A 16,718-nucleotide genomic window follows, 5' to 3' on the forward strand; every position below is an offset into this window, starting at 1 on the left:
AGACTTTGAAAGACATAACCGTGTTAAGTCCGGATGAAGCGGTGCGCTTGGATGCCGGGCAATTAAACGATCTTTATCTGGATTTGGGCGATGCCGGGGCCAGTGACGTTTTGTGCCGCGCGATGGAGGAATTGACCCAGCGCCTGACCGAAGCAGACAGACAATATCGTAGTGCCGAATTTCGTGATCTGCGTAAAACTGTGCGGTCCCTTGTGGGGATTTCGGATCAGGTTGGAATGCGCAAGCTGGCGCAGGTGGCTATTCATGTCGTGGACTGTGTGGATCGTGGCGATCCAGTGGCTTTGGCGGCGACCTTGGGCAGATTGATGCGGCTGGGCGAACAATCCCTAAGCGCCGCGTGGGATTTGCAGGGGTTGACGTTGTAGCCAAGACAGCCCCCCTTGCAGGTGCCGCAGAAGGGCGTAGGCTGGGGCCAAATCGACCGATGGGGCCTTTGATGACTTTGACTTTTGCCACGGCGTCTGACGATGCCATTCCTGTTCATGTATTAGAAACTGACGCCGTGACAGGGTGGGTTGCTGCGCAATCTGCCACTGTTCAGGCGTGGGTGTCTGCGAATGGGTTCAAGGGGGGCTTGGGTAAAACGCTGCTGATTCCCGGTGCCGATGGTGCGCCTGTGGCGGCGCTGGCGGGGTACGGCACGGCGGCGCAACGCAAACGGGGGCGGTTCCATTTGGCCTCGGTCGCGGCGTCATTGCCCGAAGGGGTGTACCGGATTGCCAGCGGCCTGCCCGCTGAACATGCCGAGGAAGAGGCATTGGGCTGGCTGTTGGCGGGCTATGCGTTCAATCGCTATCACACGCAGACCGGGGCCAAAGCGCGGCTGGTCGCGCCCGAAGGTGTGGATGCCCAGCGGTTGCAGGTGATCGCGGCGGGCGAATGCCTGACCCGTGATCTGATCAACACCCCGGCCAGCGATATGGGGCCGGATGCGTTGGAACAGGCGGCGCATGATCTGGCGGCACAGCATGGGGCGGCTGTAACGGTTATCGCGGGGGCTGATCTTCTGACGCAGAATTTCCCGATGATTCATGCCGTGGGGCGTGCTGCCGAACAGGCGCCGCGTTTGATTGACATGACATGGGGCGAAAGCGGTCCCGCGCTGGTGCTGGTGGGCAAGGGCGTGTGTTTCGATACCGGCGGTCTGAACCTGAAACCGGGCGGTTCGATGGCCTTGATGAAAAAGGACATGGGCGGTGCCGCGACGGTGCTGGGACTGGCCCATATGATCATGGGGCTGGGTCTGAAACTGCGCCTGCGGGTGCTGATCCCAGCGGTGGAAAATAGCGTGGCGGGCAACAGTTTCCGCCCCGGCGACATCCTGACCAGCCGCAAGGGGCTGACGGTTGAGATCAACAACACCGATGCCGAAGGGCGGCTGGTGCTGGCCGATGCCTTGGCGCTGGGGGCCGAAGGGAAACCGGACCTGATGCTATCCATGGCCACGTTGACCGGCGCGGCGCGGGTGGCTGTGGGGCCGGACCTGTCGCCGTTTTTCACCGATGACGAAGCGATTGCCACCTCGCTGGCGCTGGCTGCGGCGCGGGTGGCTGATCCGGTGTGGCGCTTGCCGTTCTGGGACCCTTACGAGGCCGAGCTGGAACCCGGTATCGCCGATCTGGACAATGCGCCCAAGGGCGGGTTTGCGGGATCAATCACGGCGGCGCTGTTTTTGCGCCGTTTCGCAGGCGATGCCTGCCGCTATACGCATTTCGATATTTACGGCTGGTCCCCCGCCAGCAAACCGGCCCGGCCCAAGGGCGGGGTGGGGATGGGCGCCCGCGCGTTGCTAGAGGCGCTGCCAGACCTGTTGGAGCTTTAATTATGGACCGTCGCCTGACCCCTGCCAATGCCCGCGTCGCCGCCGCGCATCTGCGGGGCAAGGTGGACGCGCCGCGCTATGTGCATGGCACCGAAAAAATGGTGGCGGTGCCGCTGGCTGATCTGTTGTCCGCCCCGCATGGGCGGCGTGAGCGGCAGTTATTGCTGGGCGAACGCGTCACCATGTACGAAGAACGCGCCGGATGGGCCTTTGTGCAGGCCGAAAAGGATGGCTACGTCGGTTATCTACAATTCGACCAGCTAGAGGAACGACGCCCCGCAACGCATTGGATTATCGCGCGGGCCTCGCATCTGTATCCAGAGCCGGATTTCAAAAGCCACGAAAGCATGAGCCTGAGCATGGGGTCGCAATTTCGGGTGATCGGGGAAACGCGGGGGTTTTGGGAAACCCCGCTGGGCTATATCCCCAAGCCGCACCTTGCCCCGCTGGACAAGCTGGCCCGCGACCCGATCGAGGTCGCAGAGCGCTATCTGGGCGTGCCGTATCTGTGGGGGGGCAATTCCATCTGGGGGATTGATTGTTCCGGTCTGGTGCAGGCCGCCTGTTATGGCTGCGGCATTCCCTGTCCGGGGGACAGCGATATGCAAGAGGCGGGATTGGGCCGGGCGCTGACCGATGACGCGAAATTGCGCCGGGGGGATTTGCTGTTCTGGAAAGGGCATGTTGCGCTGGTGGCGGGGCGGGGCCAGATTTTACATGCGAACGCCTATAATATGGCCGTCGCCTACGAGGATCAGGATGCTGCGATTGAGCGGATCGCGGCGCAGAATGGCGGCCCGGTGACGGCCCGCCGCAGATTGCCCCTCGTCAGGAAACCGGAATGAGCGATCCATTTTTCCACCCTGTTTCGGGTTTTGAACTGCCGCGTTTTGCGGGGATACCGACCTTCATGCGGCTTCCATTCGTGCCGCCGGGGCATGAACGGTTCAGCGATGTGCAGGTGGGGCTGATTGGCGTGCCGTGGGATAGCGGCACGACGAACCGGCCGGGGCCGCGACATGGCCCGCGGCAGATGCGGGACGCGTCCACCATGATCCGGGCGCAGCATCCGGTTTCCGGGATACGCCCGTTTGAACAGGCGGCCTGCGCCGATCTGGGGGATGTGGCGATCAACCCGGCTGATATTCAGGACAGCATGGCGCGGATCACGGCCTTTTACAGTGCGGCAATGGCGGCGGGAATCCGGCCCCTGACGGTGGGGGGCGATCATCTGACATCGCTGCCAGTGTTACGGGCGCTGGCCGCAAACGGCCCGCTGGGAATGATCCATTTCGACAGTCACACGGATCTGTATCATTCCTATTTCAACGGCCAGATGTACACCCACGGCACCCCGTTCCGCCGCGCCGTGGAAGAGGGGCTTTTGGACCCCAAGCGCGTGATTCAAATCGGCATTCGCTGCTCGCAATACGATAGCGAGGATTTGGATTTCGCCCGTGCCAACGGCATTCGTATCGTCTCAATCGAAGAATTCCACGCCCGCGGCCCCGAGGATGTGATGGCCGAAGCACGGCAGATCGTGGGGCAGCGGGACACTTATGTTTCTTATGACATCGACTTTGTCGACCCGGCCTTTGCCCCCGGCACCGGAACGCCCGAAGTGGGCGGCCCGAATGCCTATCAGGCGTTACAGGTGGTGCGCGGGCTAAGCGGTGTGCGGATCGCGGGTGCTGACGTGGTCGAGGTGTCGCCCCCCTTCGATCCCAGTGGCGGCACCGCCTATCTGGCTGTTACGGTGATGTTTGAATTGTTGTGCCAGATGGTGTGACCCCGCGCCGCAAAGGCGCGGCGGATGGTTTAGAACGGCAACCCCTGTTTCAGCTTTGCCAGCGCCACCAAGGCCCGGTCGCGTGATGCTTCGATCTGATCGGGGTCCAGTCCGGCGATTTCCTGTTCCAGCCCAGCCACCAAATCCTCGACCAATTCGGGGGTCAGGCGGGGATGCCCCAGATCCTGCCAGCGGCTTTCCTGTGTCGGGCCCAGATGATCCAGATAATGCCGATACCCGCCCGGCCCACCGCCCAGATGATAAATCAAATGTGGCCCCATCAGACCCCAGCGCATCCCCGGACCATAGGCAATTGCGCGGTCGACATCGGCAACACTGGCAATCCCTTCGGCCACGATATTCACCGCTTCGCGATACAGGGCTGATGTCAGGCGGTTCGCCAGATGGCCGGGCCGTTCCTTTTGCACCCGGATCGTGACCCGGTCCAAAGAGGCATAAAATGCCTCGGCGCGGGACAGGGTATCCGGGGCCGTGCGGTTCCCCGCGACCAGTTCCACCAAAGGCACCAGATGCGGCGGGTTCATCGGATGGGCCACCAGAATGCGGCCCGGATGCTGCGCCTGTGCCTGTATATCCGTGGCCATCAGGGAAGACGTTGAAGAGGCGATTAAGACATCGGCTTCCAATGCGGCCTCTGCCTGCGCGACGATCTGTTGCTTCGGGCCAATCCGGTCGGGGCCACATTCCTGCACGAACGTGGCGCCGTGACAGGCGGCGCCGATGTCGTTGAACACGGCCAACTGGTCAAGTGGCGGGGTGTCGGGCAGGTCCGAAACCAGTTCAGACAGATGCGGCCAGGCGCGGATGATGAAGTCACGGCAATAATCTGCGGCCTGCGGATTGGGGTCTGCGATCCGCACGCGATGGCCATAAGCCAGAAACAGTGCTGACCAGCTTGCGCCGATCAGCCCGCCGCCCAGAGCGGCAATGGTGTGGGGGTGTGTCATCTATTGATCCGGTTGGTTTCGGGTTGATGTACCCTTTCCCATCACGCCCCGACACACAAGCCACCAGCGGACAGGGCAAAACCCAATTGGCTTCTTTCTGATCAGAAATACTCAAACCCACAGGACGGATAAGCGTTCCGTCAAAGATCTGCGCGACGGGTTTTGCCGGATCGCAGTGCTACATAGGAATGCAGAGAGCGTCTTGCCCTGATCCTGAAGGTGCAGGTTCAAGAAGGGGCGCGTTCAGGGCCGCAGGTTTTGTGAACGCTGCCCGATCCAATTTTGTGACTAAATATTGTGCAGATTGTTCAAAGGTTGGGCAATTTTATGCGGCGTTCTTTTGCAGGCTACAAAGACAGAACCGGCACTGATGTGAGGCTTTACTTGTCCTTGGACGGGTGGTCGAAGCAGATATGACTGACACGCTGTCCATTATCATCGTTGAACCAGATCGGGATCGTGCGCTGCCCATCGTCGACAGCCTGCGCGCGGCGGGGTCTTTTGACATCCATGTGATTTCGGACCCTACCTGGCTGGCGCGCCAGATCGAAGAACGCAGGCCGGATGTGGTGCTTATTGATCTGGCAAATCCGTCGCGCGACATTCTAGAGGAACTGGCGGTGGCCTCTGGCCCATTAGAACGTCCCGTGGCGATGTTTGTGGATAGTTCGGACGAAGGATTATCGGCTGCCGCCATTGAGGCGGGCGTTTCGGCCTATGTGGTGGATGGAATGCAGCCATCCCGCGTTAAACCTGTGCTGGATGCGGCTATTGCCCGGTTTCGTATGTTCCAGCGTATGCGCACGGAGCTGGCCGAAACCAAGCGCGCCCTAGAGGAACGGAAGGTGATCGACCGAGCCAAGGGCATGATCATGAAGGCGCGGGGCGTGGACGAGGGCGAGGCCTATGTCATCCTGCGCAAGGCGGCGATGAATCAAAACAAGCGGGTCGCTGATGTGGCGGCGGCGCTGGTTCTGTCGGCGGGGCTTCTGGGATGAGGCAGACGCAGATTTCTGTAGGGTTCATTCCATTGGTGGATGCCGCGCCGCTGGTGGTCGCGCACGAGATGGGCTTTGCCGCAGAAGAAGGGATTGCGCTGGATCTCAGGCGTGCGCCATCGTGGTCGTCCATTCGGGATATGCTGTCTTTTGGTCAGGTGGATGCTGCGCATATGCTGGCCCCTATGCCGGTTGCTACGGCGCTGGGGCTTGGCGGGGGGATGACGCCCGTGGTGGCAGGGTCTGTTCTGTCGGTCAACGGGACGGTGATCGGGGTGAATACACAGATTGCGGCGCGATTGCGCTCGGCTGGGCATAATTTCGCGTTTGATGATGCGTATTCGGCGGGGGCGGCCCTGATTGCGGCCACGCCTGACGGGCTGCGCATTGGGGTTCCCTTTCCGTTTTCGATGCAGCGCGCGCTGGTGGAATATTGGCTGGGGACCATTGGACATGCTGTACGCGAGAAGGTGACGATCCATACGGTTCCGCCGCCCCTGATGGTGGATGCGATCGAAGCCGGGGAAATTGATGCGTTTTGTGTGGGGGAACCCTGGGGGTCGATGGCGGTTGAAAAGGGGGTCGCCACATTGTTGTTGCCCGGTGCTGCCATTTGGAAATTCGCGCCAGAGAAGATTTTAGCGGTACGCAGCACATGGGCGGAAACCGAAAGCGTTCTGCTGGGGCGGCTGATCCGGGCTGTCTGGCGGGCGGGGCGGTGGCTGGCGGAACCTGCATCGCAAAGTCTGGCGGCAGAGCTGCTATCGCGTCAGCGCTATCTTGATCTGTCGCCCGAGATTATTGAACGCGCATTGACCGGGCGTCTGGTGATTTCCTCGCGCGGGGAAGAACGGCAGGTGCCGCAGTTTTTGGAATTCTTCGATGGGGTGGCCACTTTTCCGTGGCGGTCGCAGGGGGAATGGATCGGGCGGCATCTTGCGCAGCAGCATCAGTTGGACGTGACCGCATCCGCCACGGCAGGGGGGGCTGTCTTTCGGACCGATCTGTATCGGGCAGCCTTGGGCCGGACCAGTGCGATCCTTCCGGTGGAATCGAGCAAACCCGAAGGCGGAATGCCCGAGGTTTCTTCGGTGCCGGGGATGACGGGGCATGTCAGTCTGAAGCCGGATACGTTTTTTGACGGCACTGTTTTTGAACCGATCCAAGATAATCGCTGAAATTTCGGGCAAAATTGCGCTGCGGTGCAGAAAGTTATTCGGCCTGATCTGCCCCCAGTTGATCCACCCCTGATTCTGCCACACAAAAAATAGAACTGGTGGCAATGGCGCCGTCAGACAAGATATTTTCCCAATGTTTGGGAAACCAGGGCAAAGCCGCTCGACCGATCACCTGTCTTTTCATGGTGATACGTGTCGGCGGCTTTTTTGTTTTTCCGCTCCGATGGAAACGGGGCGCAATCAAAGGGACAGACAGATGAAGACTCTCCTCCTCGGCCTTGCCGCCTCCTCGGCTCTTATGTCTGGTGCTTGGGCGGATATGCTGGACTTGGAAAAGGACGAACTGACCTTTGGGTTTATCAAGCTGACGGATATGGCCCCGCTTGCGATTGCTTACGAACAGGGCTTTTTCGATGACGAAGGGCTGTTTGTAACGCTTGAAGCGCAAGCCAACTGGAAAGTGCTGATCGACGGCGTGATTGATGGCACACTGGACGGGGCGCATATGCTGGCGGGGCAACCGCTGGCCGCGACGATTGGTTTCGGGACCAAGGCCCATATCATCACACCGTTTTCGATGGACCTGAACGGTAATGGGATCACGGTATCCAACGCGGTCTGGCAAGAGATGAAGCCAAACATCCCGGTTGGCGATGATGGGAAGCCGGTTCATCCGATCTCGGCCAAGGCGCTTGTTCCGGTGGTGGATAAATACAAAGCCGAAGGCAAGCCGTTCAATATGGGTATGGTCTTTCCGGTGTCGACCCATAATTACGAACTGCGGTATTGGCTGGCGGCGGGTGGGTTGCATCCGGGCTATTATTCGCCAGACAACATTACCGGGCAAATTGGCGCAGATGTGTTCCTGTCCGTTACCCCGCCCCCGCAAATGCCATCTACCCTAGAGGCGGGTACGATCTATGGCTACAGCGTGGGCGAGCCGTGGAACCAGCAGGCCGTATTCAAGGGGATCGGCGTGCCGGTCGTGACGGATTACGAACTGTGGAAAAACAACCCAGAAAAAGTGTTCGGCATCACGGCGGAATTCGCCGAAAAATACCCGAACACCACCAAGGCCGTCGTCAAAGCCCTGATCCGCGCTGCGATGTGGCTGGATGAAAATGACAATGCCAATCGGCCGGAAGCCGTGAAAATCCTGTCTCGCCCTGATTATGTGGGGGCTGATTACGACGTTATCGCAAATTCCATGACCGGCACGTTCGAGTATGAAAAAGGGGATAAGCGAGATGTTCCCGATTTTAACGTGTTCTTCCGGTATAATGCGACCTACCCGTTTTATTCGGATGCAGTGTGGTATCTGACGCAGATGCGCAGATGGGGGCAAATCCCCGAGGCCAAGCCGGACGCGTGGTATGACGCGGTTGCGAAATCCGTTTACAAGCCGGAAATCTATCTGGAGGCCGCGCGGCTTCTGGTCGAGGAAGGTCTTGCTAAAGAGGAAGATTTTCCTTGGACGTCAGATGGTTACAAAATTCCAACGCCCGCTGGGGATGTGATTGATGGCATTGCGTATGACGGCAAGACCCCGAATGCCTATCTGGACAGCCTGCCCATCGGACTGAAAGGCGATCAAGCCGTCCAAGGCATAGAGGTGAAAGGGTAACTGCCCCTTCGCTTGCGGGCGCAGCCGCACCGGAGGCGCCCATTTCCCCCTTTTCGTTCAATCCCGCAAGGATGCCGTAATGACTGCTATCGACCCCCAAGCGCTGGATGCCAAGACCCAAGCGGTTCGTCGCGCGAAACTTTTCATATTGATCAACAAAGCTGACACATGGTTTCGGGCCTTTGGCCTTTCATGGATAACACCTGTCCTCAGGGCGCTGGCCGGGGACGATCCGCAGGCACAGGTCAAAGAAATCTGGAAATTGCTTGGGGTGCCGGTTCTGGCGATTGTCGGGTTTCTGGCGCTGTGGGGGACATTGGCCCCGAAAGTACAGACATCGCTTGGGGCGATCCCCGGCCCGGTGGCCGTTTGGCAGGAGGCGGTCAACCTTCATCAGGATGCCAGCGACAAAGCCGAACAGAAGGCAAAATTCGTAGAGCGCGTCGAGGCGCGTAACGCAAGATACATCGCCGCAGGGCAACCCGAAAAGGTGAAGGACATCCCCTATACCGGGTCGCCATCCTACTATGAACAGATATGGACCTCGATCAAAACGGTGTTCTTTGGCTTTCTGATCGGGTCTGCCATTGCCATTCCGCTGGGTATTTTTGCCGGTTTGTCGCCCTATGCGAACGCTGCGATCAATCCGCTGGTCCAGATATTCAAGCCCGTTTCGCCGCTGGCGTGGTTGCCAATCGTAACGATGGTGGTTTCGGCGCTTTACACTACGAATGACGGGTTCTTTGATAAATCTTTTTTGGTTTCAGCCATCACAGTTACGCTGTGTTCGCTGTGGCCGACGCTGATCAACACCTCCCTTGGGGTGGCTTCGATCGACAAGGATCTTGTTTCGGTGTCCCGTGTGCTGAAAATGGGCATCTGGCAAAAGATTACCAAACTGGTTTTGCCTTCGGCTTTGCCGCTGATTTTCACGGGGCTGCGCCTGTCCTTGGGGGTGGGCTGGATGGTGCTGATCGCCGCCGAAATGCTGGCGCAAAACCCTGGGCTTGGCAAATTCGTCTGGGATGAATTTCAGAACGGGTCTTCGCAGTCGCTTGCGAAAATCATTGTTGCGGTACTGACCATCGGACTGATCGGGTTCTTGCTGGATCGCGTGATGTATGCCCTGCAATCCGTTTTCACCTTCTCCAAAAGCCGGTGATCGAGATGGGTATTCTTAGCTTCAAAAACGTGTCGAAAGGCTTTGGCGACGGGGAGCATCGGGCCGAGGTTCTGAAGAACATCAGTCTTGAAGTCGCAGAGGGCGAGTTTCTTGTGCTGCTTGGCTTTTCGGGGACGGGGAAGACAACGCTTATCAATCTGATGGCGGGTCTGGAAAAGCCGTCGGAGGGGATCGTGACATTCAAGGAAGAGGAAATCACCGGCCCCGGCCCCGAGCGTGGTGTGATCTTTCAGAACTATTCGCTGATGCCTTGGCTGACGGTGGATCAAAATGTGGGGCTGGCCGTCGAGACAATTTTCCCCCGGCTTTCAAAAGCTGCAAAACAGGAAAAGATTGATCGCTACGTCAGAATGGTTGGATTGAGCCATGCCAGAATGCGCCGCCCGGCAGAGCTGTCGGGGGGAATGCGGCAGCGGGTGAATGTTGCCCGTGCCTTGGCGATGAATCCCGAGGTTTTGCTGTTGGATGAACCTCTTTCCGCCTTGGATGCACTGACCCGTGCCAATTTGGCCGATGAGATCGAACATATCTGGGAGGCCGACAAGAAAACCTGTGTGCTGATCACCAATGATGTGGACGAGGCGATTTTGCTGGCGGACCGGATTATTGCGCTGAACCCGGACGGAACGCTGGGACAGGAATTCAAGGTCAGCATCCCGCGCCCACGGGATCGTGGTGCGATGAACCATAACGAGATGTTCCACGCGCTGCGGGCGCAGGTCACGAATTACCTGATGGATGTGGGGATCAAGGCAAAGGCCGAAGGCAGCAAGCGGTTGCCGAACGTAACGGCGATCCATAATCAAATCGTTCCAGCCGCCGTTGAACGGGCGCAGGAAGGTCTGATTGATCAGAAGTTCCTGACCTTCGAGGGGCTGCATAAAATCTATCCTACCCCAAAAGGCCCGCTGACCGTGGTCGAGGATTTCAGCCTGAAGCTGAACCGTGGGGAATTCATTTCCCTGATCGGGCATTCTGGCTGTGGGAAGTCCACAGTTCTGACCATGGCGGCTGGCCTGAATGACATTTCCAAGGGTGTCATAAAGCTGGACGGATACGAGGTGCGCGGCGCTGATCCCGAACGTGCCGTGGTCTTTCAGTCCCCGAACCTGTTCCCGTGGCTGACTGCCAAGGAAAACGTCGCCATCGGTGTGGACAAGGTTTATCCCGGCGCGTCGCTGTCCGAACGTCAGGATGTCATCGAATATTACCTTGAAAAAGTGGGGCTTGCCGATGCGATGGATAAGCCCGCCGTGGACATGTCCAACGGCATGAAACAACGGGTTGGTATTGCCCGCGCCTTTGCCCTGTCGCCGAAGCTTCTGCTGTTGGATGAACCATTCGGCATGTTGGACAGCCTGACCCGATGGGAATTGCAAGAGGTGCTGATGGAGGTCTGGGAACGCACGAAAGTGACAGCAATCTGCGTGACCCATGACGTAGACGAGGCGATCCTTCTGGCGGATCGCGTCGTGATGATGACCAACGGACCGCAGGCGACAATCGGTCATATCACCAACGTAGACCTGCCCCGCCCGCGCACCCGCAAGGCGCTTCTGGAACACCCTGATTACTATGCCTATCGCCAGGAAGTTCTGGATTTCCTTGAAGAGTATGAACACGGCGCAAAACCGAAGGCCAAAACCGCCCCAAAGGCGATTGCAGCGGAGTAACCCAATGACGCAGAAACTTGTGATTATCGGTGCAGGTATGGCCTCGGGCCGTATGCTGGAACATCTTTTCGACGCGGCACCAGATGCCTATGATGTAACGCTGTTCAACGAAGAACCGCGCGGCAATTATAACCGCATTATGCTGTCGCCGGTCTTGTCAGGGGAAAAAACCTTTGCCGAGATCGTGACTCATGACGCGGGATGGTATGCGCAGCACAATGTCACCTGCCGCTTTGGTGAACCTGTCATTGCCATTGATCGCAGCGCCAAAGTGGTCATGGGGGCCAACGGTCCGGTGTCTTATGACAAGCTGGTTTTCGGTACGGGATCGTCGCCGTTCATCATCCCCCTTCCCGGCCATGATCTTGAGGGGGTGATTGCCTATCGCGATCTGGAAGATACCGAACGGATGATGGCGATGTGCGCGGGTAATCGCGTGGTGATTATTGGCGGTGGGCTGTTGGGGCTAGAAGCCGCCGCCGGTATGGCCGCGCGCGGCGCAGATGTTACCGTGGTGCATATCATGGGACACCTGATGGAGCGCCAACTGGATGAAGCCGCCGGGTATCTGTTGAAAAAATCGCTGGAAGAAAAAGGCATTACCGTCTGCCTTGGGGCGAATTCAAAGGAAATCCTTGGGAAGAACGGACAGGTCAAGGCCCTGCTGCTGGATGACGGCACTGAACTGCCCTGTGATCTGTTGGTCATGGCGGTGGGCATCCGCCCGAATGTGAAACTGGCGCAGGAAGCGGGGCTGATTGTTGGGCGCGGCATTCATGTGGATGATCAATTGGTCACGTCGGACACTGATGTATTGGCCGTTGGCGAATGCGTGGAACATGGCGGTGCCGTCTTCGGTCTTGTCGCCCCACTTTACGATCAGGCGAAAGTTGCGGCCCAGACGTTGCTGGGACAAGAGGCGGCCTTTGTTCAGAAAAGCATTTCGACCAAGCTGAAAGTCACAGGCTGCGATCTGTTCAGTGCGGGTGATTTTGCTTCGGGCGAGGGGCGCGAGGATGTCGTTTTCCGCGATCCGGCGCGGGGCATCTATAAGCGCCTTGTGATCCAGGAAAACAAACTGATCGGCGCGGTGATGTACGGCGATACCGCAGACGGCAATTGGTTTTTCAGTCTGATCAAGGATGGTGCCGATATTACTGACATGCGGGAGACTTTGATTTTTGGTCCCGCATATCAGGGGGGCGCTACCGTGGACCCTTTGTCGGCCGTTGCAGCCTTGCCGCTTGATGCGGAAATCTGCGGCTGCAACGGCATATGCAAAGGTACGATCGTCGACGCGATTGCAGGTGGCGCGACAGATTTGGCGGCAGTCCGGGCAATGACAAAAGCATCGGCGTCCTGCGGCACCTGTACGGGGTTGGTCGAACAGGTGATGCAGGTCACGCTTGGCGATGGTTTTCAAATTCCTGCCGCTGCGTCTGTTTGCGGTTGCACCGATCTGACGCACGAGGATGTGCGCCGTCTGATCAAGGCCAAGGAACTGAAATCCCAGCCTGCGGTTTGGCAGGAATTGGGGTGGAACACACCGAACGGCTGTCACATCTGTCGTCCCGCTGTGAACTTCTATCTTCTGGCTGACTGGCCTTTGGATTACCGCGATGATCCGCAAAGCCGCTTCGTGAACGAACGCAAGCACGCCAATATCCAGAAAGATGGCACTTTTAGCGTGGTGCCGCGCATGTGGGGCGGGATCACAAATGCGCAAGAGCTGCGGGCGATTGCAGATGCAGCCGAAAAATACAATGTCCCCACCGTCAAAGTGACAGGCGGCCAGCGGATTGATCTGTTGGGGGTGAAATCCGAGGATTTGCCGCATATCTGGGCTGATCTGAATGCGGCGGGGCTGGTGTCTGGTCATGCGTATTCCAAAGGTCTGCGCACGGTGAAAACCTGTGTTGGCAGCGATCACTGCCGGTTCGGAACGCAGGACAGCACCGGGCTGGGGATCAAGCTGGAAAAGGCGCTGTGGGGATCGTGGACACCGCACAAGGTCAAACTGGCGGTTTCCGGCTGTCCGCGCAATTGTGCGGAAGCCACCTGCAAAGACGTTGGTATCGTTTGCGTCGACAGCGGCTACAAGGTCGGCGTCGCCGGTGCTGCGGGTATGGATTTGAAAGAGACACTGCCGCTTGCGGATGTGCCGTCAGAGCAAGAGGCTATGGACCTCTCGATCGCCTTTATCCAGCTTTATCGAGAGAACGCCAAATACCTTGATCGTCCCTATAAATGGGTTGCCAAAGTCGGCCTGGATTGGGTCAGGGAACGCGTTGTCGACGATCTGGATAACCGTCGCGCGCTTGTCGAACGCTTTGAGGTTTCGCAGTCCATCTATCGCAAAGATCCGTGGGCCGAACATGCAACGCAAAAGGCGCAGGGCTATGCGCCGCTTGCCGATCTTACTTTGGAGGCCGCAGAATGAACTGGATCGACATCGGACATATTGATGATATCCCCTTGCGTGGGGCGCGATTGGTGAAAACGCCTGTGGGCTGCATCGCGGTTTTCCGCACGGCGGATGCAGAAGTGTTTGCGGCTTCGGATATGTGTCCTCACAAGGCAGGGCCGCTTTCGGATGGCATCGTGCATGGGCAAAAGGTGACATGTCCGCTGCATAACTGGGTGTTTGATTTGAACACCGGGCAGGCGCTGGGCGGGGATCAGGGGCAAATTACCACCTATCCGGTGCGTCTGGATGGGGGGCGTATCCTGCTGGACGGGACCACCGTTGTGCGCAGGAGTGCCGCCTGATGACCGCCAGCCGCACAGATGAAATTCGTTCAACCTGTCCATATTGCGGTGTTGGTTGCGGTGTATTGCTGCGTCCCGATGCGCACGGCGGGCTGTCTGTGCGTGGCGATCCAGACCATCCTGCCAATCACGCGCGGCTGTGTTCCAAGGGGCTGGCGCTTGCCGAAACTGTGGGGCTGTCACATCGTTTGACCGCGCCGCAGATAGAGAAGCAAAGCAGTACTTGGGACGAAGCGCTTTCGCTGGTGGCGCGACGGTTTTCGGAAACCATTGCAGAACACGGTCCCGATAGCGTCGCCTTTTATGTCTCGGGGCAGTTGTTGACCGAAGACTATTACATCGCCAACAAGCTGATGAAGGGGTTTATTGGTTCCGCCAATATCGACACCAATTCGCGCCTATGTATGGCATCGACGGTTGCGGGGCATAAGCGGGCTTTTGGCACTGATACGGTTCCGCAAACCTACGAGGATCTGGAAGAAGCCGATCTGGTTGTTCTGGTCGGGTCTAATCTGGCGTGGTGCCATCCGGTGCTTTACCAGCGCCTGATCCATGCCCGCAAAAGGCGGGGGACTAAACTGGTTGTGATCGACCCGCGCCGTACTGCCACCTGTGACGATGCCGATTTGCATCTGGCCATTGCGCCGGGGGCTGACGTGCCGCTGTTCAACCGCTTGCTGGCGGTGCTGCATGACCGTGGGTTGGCCGACAAGGCATTTTTGCGCAATACCCAAGGGTACGAGGATGCACTGGCGGCTGCACGTCAGGACGATCCGGCTGTAACAGGATTGTCAGAACTGCAAATCGCACAGTTTTGCGATTTGTGGGCCAGCACCGAAAAGGTCGTCACTGTGTTTTCCCAAGGCGTGAACCAGTCGACTTCGGGCGCTGACAAGGTGAACGCAATTCTGAACTGCCACCTTGCCACGGGCCGCATTGGGAAACGGGGATGCGGGCCTTTGTCTGTGACAGGACAACCCAATGCGATGGGCGGGCGCGAAGTGGGTGGGTTGGCGAATATGCTTGCTTGTCACATGGACATTGAAAACCCCCGTCACCGCAGGGCTGTTGGCGACTTCTGGTCTGCACCAACCATGCCAGCACATGCCGGTCTGAAGGCGGTCGACATGTTCCGCGCAGTGGGGCAAGGGCAGATCAAGGCGCTATGGATCATTCATACCAATCCCGCCGTTAGTATGCCGGATGCGGCTTCTGTGCGTGCTGCGATTGCGTCTTGTCCGTTCACGGTGGTTTCGGACATTACAGATGCAACGGATACCGCGCGTCTGGCGGATGTTCTTTTGCCAGCATCCGCATGGGGCGAAAAAGAGGGCACAGTCACCAATTCTGACCGCACGATCAGCCGTCAGCGCGCCGCGCTGCCTGCCCCCGAAGGGACGCGTCCGGATTGGGCCATTCTGGCCGAGGTGGGCCGTCGTATGGGGTGGGAAACGGAATTCGACTATGGGTCCGCAGCCGAGATTTTCCGCGAGTATGCAGCCCTGTCCGGGATCGCAGGAGAGTTCGGGCTGGATTTTGATATTTCAGGGCTAAGTGGCCTGTCTGACCTTGATTATGCCGATCTTGCGCCGACGCGGTGGCCAGTGTGCCGCGCCAAACAAGGCGGGCGGTTCTTTTCTGATGGGCGGTTTTTCCATACCGACCACAAGGCGCGATTTGTGCCTGTCAGCTATCGCAGGCCTGCCGCGAAAACCGGGCCGCGGTATCCTTTTCGGCTAAATACGGGGCGTGTGCGGGATCAGTGGCACACGATGACCCGGACAGGGCTAAGTCCCCGTTTATCCGCCCATCTAGCGGAGCCATTCATTGAAATTCACCCACATGATGCTGACAGGCTGAACATCGGGCCTGCGGGGTTGGTGCGGGTCGAAAGCCCGATTGGGCAGGCGATTTTGCGCGCGCGCATTACGGACACAGTGCAATGTGGACAGGTTTTTGCCCCGATGCATTGGACCGGAGAAACAGCGCCAGCGGCACGGATTGACGATCTGATTGCCCCGGCCTGTGATCCTGTTTCCGGGCAACCCGAAAGTAAGGCAAGTGTTGTCCGGCTAGAGCCATTCGCGGCCAAATGGTATGGCTTTGCCGTATCTGCTGACCCGATGCAGCCTTCTTGTGACTATTGGGCGCGTGTCCCATCGCGTATGGGGTTTCGGGCGGAACTGGCCGGGACGTCAGACATCGCGGATTGGGAGGCAGAGGCGCTTCGCCTGTTTGGCCTGAAAGATGCTTCGGTTTCCTCGATCATTGACCCGGCCCGAGGTATTGCGCGGATTGCACTGTTCAAGGGCGGCAGATTGCAGGCCGCGCTTTTCGTTGCCGCCACCCCGGTTGCCGTTGCGCGTGATTATCTTGCGACTTTGCCTGAATATGCGGGGTCTGATGTCCTGTCGGGGCGCGTCCCTGTCGATGTTCCCGATCCGGGGCCGAATTTGTGTGCGTGTTTTGGGGTGGGGGTGAACACGATTGTGGACGCGATACAGACGCAGCATCTTTATTCGGTCGATGCTATCGGTGCCGCTCTTTTGGCAGGAACCAATTGCGGTTCGTGCCGTCCCGAAATCGCGGCGCTGATCCAGATGCGCCGCCCGCAGGAAGCTGCGGAATAGTCCGGTTTGCAAGACGGCAACGCAAAACCCAAGGACGGTTTCAGGATCACAGATCAGCGCATT

Annotated in this window: 13 protein-coding genes; 12 read left to right on the forward strand and 1 reads right to left on the reverse strand. The window is 58.6% G+C overall.

The window, feature by feature from the left end; translation table 11 throughout:
• Window positions 1-20: 20 nt before the first annotated feature.
• From FN828_RS06980 to speB, 4 genes are all read left to right on the forward strand, one after another.
• Window positions 21-386: a hypothetical protein gene (locus tag FN828_RS06980; protein WP_235891430.1), complete on the forward strand. Its 366-nt coding sequence runs from the start codon at window positions 21-23 to the stop codon at window positions 384-386.
• Window positions 387-457: 71 nt separating this feature from the next.
• Entirely contained in the window at window positions 458-1,843 is a 1,386-nt protein-coding gene (locus FN828_RS06985) for a leucyl aminopeptidase family protein (RefSeq protein ID WP_142492694.1), read from the forward strand.
• The gene (locus tag FN828_RS06990) at window positions 1,843-2,688 is read left to right on the forward strand and encodes a C40 family peptidase (RefSeq protein WP_235891433.1); all 846 of its coding nucleotides are present in this window, start codon (window positions 1,843-1,845) and stop codon (window positions 2,686-2,688) included. The genes FN828_RS06985 and FN828_RS06990 overlap by 1 nt, the downstream gene beginning before the upstream one ends.
• A complete protein-coding gene (gene speB / locus FN828_RS06995; protein ID WP_142492696.1) occupies window positions 2,685-3,632 on the forward strand; it encodes an agmatinase in 948 nt (315 codons plus the stop codon). Before FN828_RS06990 ends, speB begins: the two co-directional genes overlap by 4 nt.
• Window positions 3,633-3,661: 29 nt before the next feature.
• Here speB and FN828_RS07000 read toward each other — a convergent pair whose 3' ends face one another.
• Complete coding sequence (locus tag FN828_RS07000; RefSeq protein ID WP_142492697.1) at window positions 3,662-4,600, reverse strand: 3-hydroxyacyl-CoA dehydrogenase NAD-binding domain-containing protein; 939 nt, start codon at window positions 4,598-4,600, stop codon at window positions 3,662-3,664.
• A gap of 413 nt (window positions 4,601-5,013) precedes the next feature.
• Here FN828_RS07000 and FN828_RS07005 point away from each other — a divergent pair, with 413 nt between their 5' ends.
• From FN828_RS07005 to FN828_RS07040, 8 genes are all read left to right on the forward strand, one after another.
• Window positions 5,014-5,598, forward strand: a complete 585-nt coding sequence (locus tag FN828_RS07005) for an ANTAR domain-containing response regulator (RefSeq protein ID WP_142492698.1) — start codon at window positions 5,014-5,016, stop codon at window positions 5,596-5,598.
• Window positions 5,595-6,776, forward strand: a complete 1,182-nt coding sequence (locus FN828_RS07010; RefSeq protein ID WP_142492699.1) for a CmpA/NrtA family ABC transporter substrate-binding protein — start codon at window positions 5,595-5,597, stop codon at window positions 6,774-6,776. The genes FN828_RS07005 and FN828_RS07010 overlap by 4 nt, the downstream gene beginning before the upstream one ends.
• Before the next feature lie 256 nt (window positions 6,777-7,032).
• The gene (locus FN828_RS07015; protein ID WP_142492700.1) at window positions 7,033-8,400 is read left to right on the forward strand and encodes a CmpA/NrtA family ABC transporter substrate-binding protein; all 1,368 of its coding nucleotides are present in this window, start codon (window positions 7,033-7,035) and stop codon (window positions 8,398-8,400) included.
• Between the two features lie 79 nt (window positions 8,401-8,479).
• Entirely contained in the window at window positions 8,480-9,562 is a 1,083-nt protein-coding gene (locus tag FN828_RS07020) for an ABC transporter permease (protein WP_142492701.1), read from the forward strand.
• A gap of 5 nt (window positions 9,563-9,567) precedes the next feature.
• Window positions 9,568-11,256, forward strand: a complete 1,689-nt coding sequence (locus FN828_RS07025) for an ABC transporter ATP-binding protein (RefSeq protein WP_142492702.1) — start codon at window positions 9,568-9,570, stop codon at window positions 11,254-11,256.
• 4 nt (window positions 11,257-11,260) lie between these two features.
• Entirely contained in the window at window positions 11,261-13,696 is a 2,436-nt protein-coding gene (gene nirB, locus FN828_RS07030; protein WP_142492703.1) for a nitrite reductase large subunit NirB, read from the forward strand.
• A complete protein-coding gene (gene nirD, locus FN828_RS07035) occupies window positions 13,693-14,025 on the forward strand; it encodes a nitrite reductase small subunit NirD (protein ID WP_142492704.1) in 333 nt (110 codons plus the stop codon). The genes nirB and nirD overlap by 4 nt, the downstream gene beginning before the upstream one ends.
• Window positions 14,025-16,655 (forward strand): nitrate reductase, encoded by a 2,631-nt coding sequence (locus FN828_RS07040; protein WP_142492705.1) that lies wholly within the window; start codon window positions 14,025-14,027, stop codon window positions 16,653-16,655. The genes nirD and FN828_RS07040 overlap by 1 nt, the downstream gene beginning before the upstream one ends.
• Window positions 16,656-16,718 lie beyond the last annotated feature (63 nt).

The organism is Thalassovita litoralis, assembly GCF_900182725.1.
Taxonomy (GTDB): Bacteria; Pseudomonadota; Alphaproteobacteria; order Rhodobacterales; family Rhodobacteraceae; genus Thalassobius; species Thalassobius litoralis.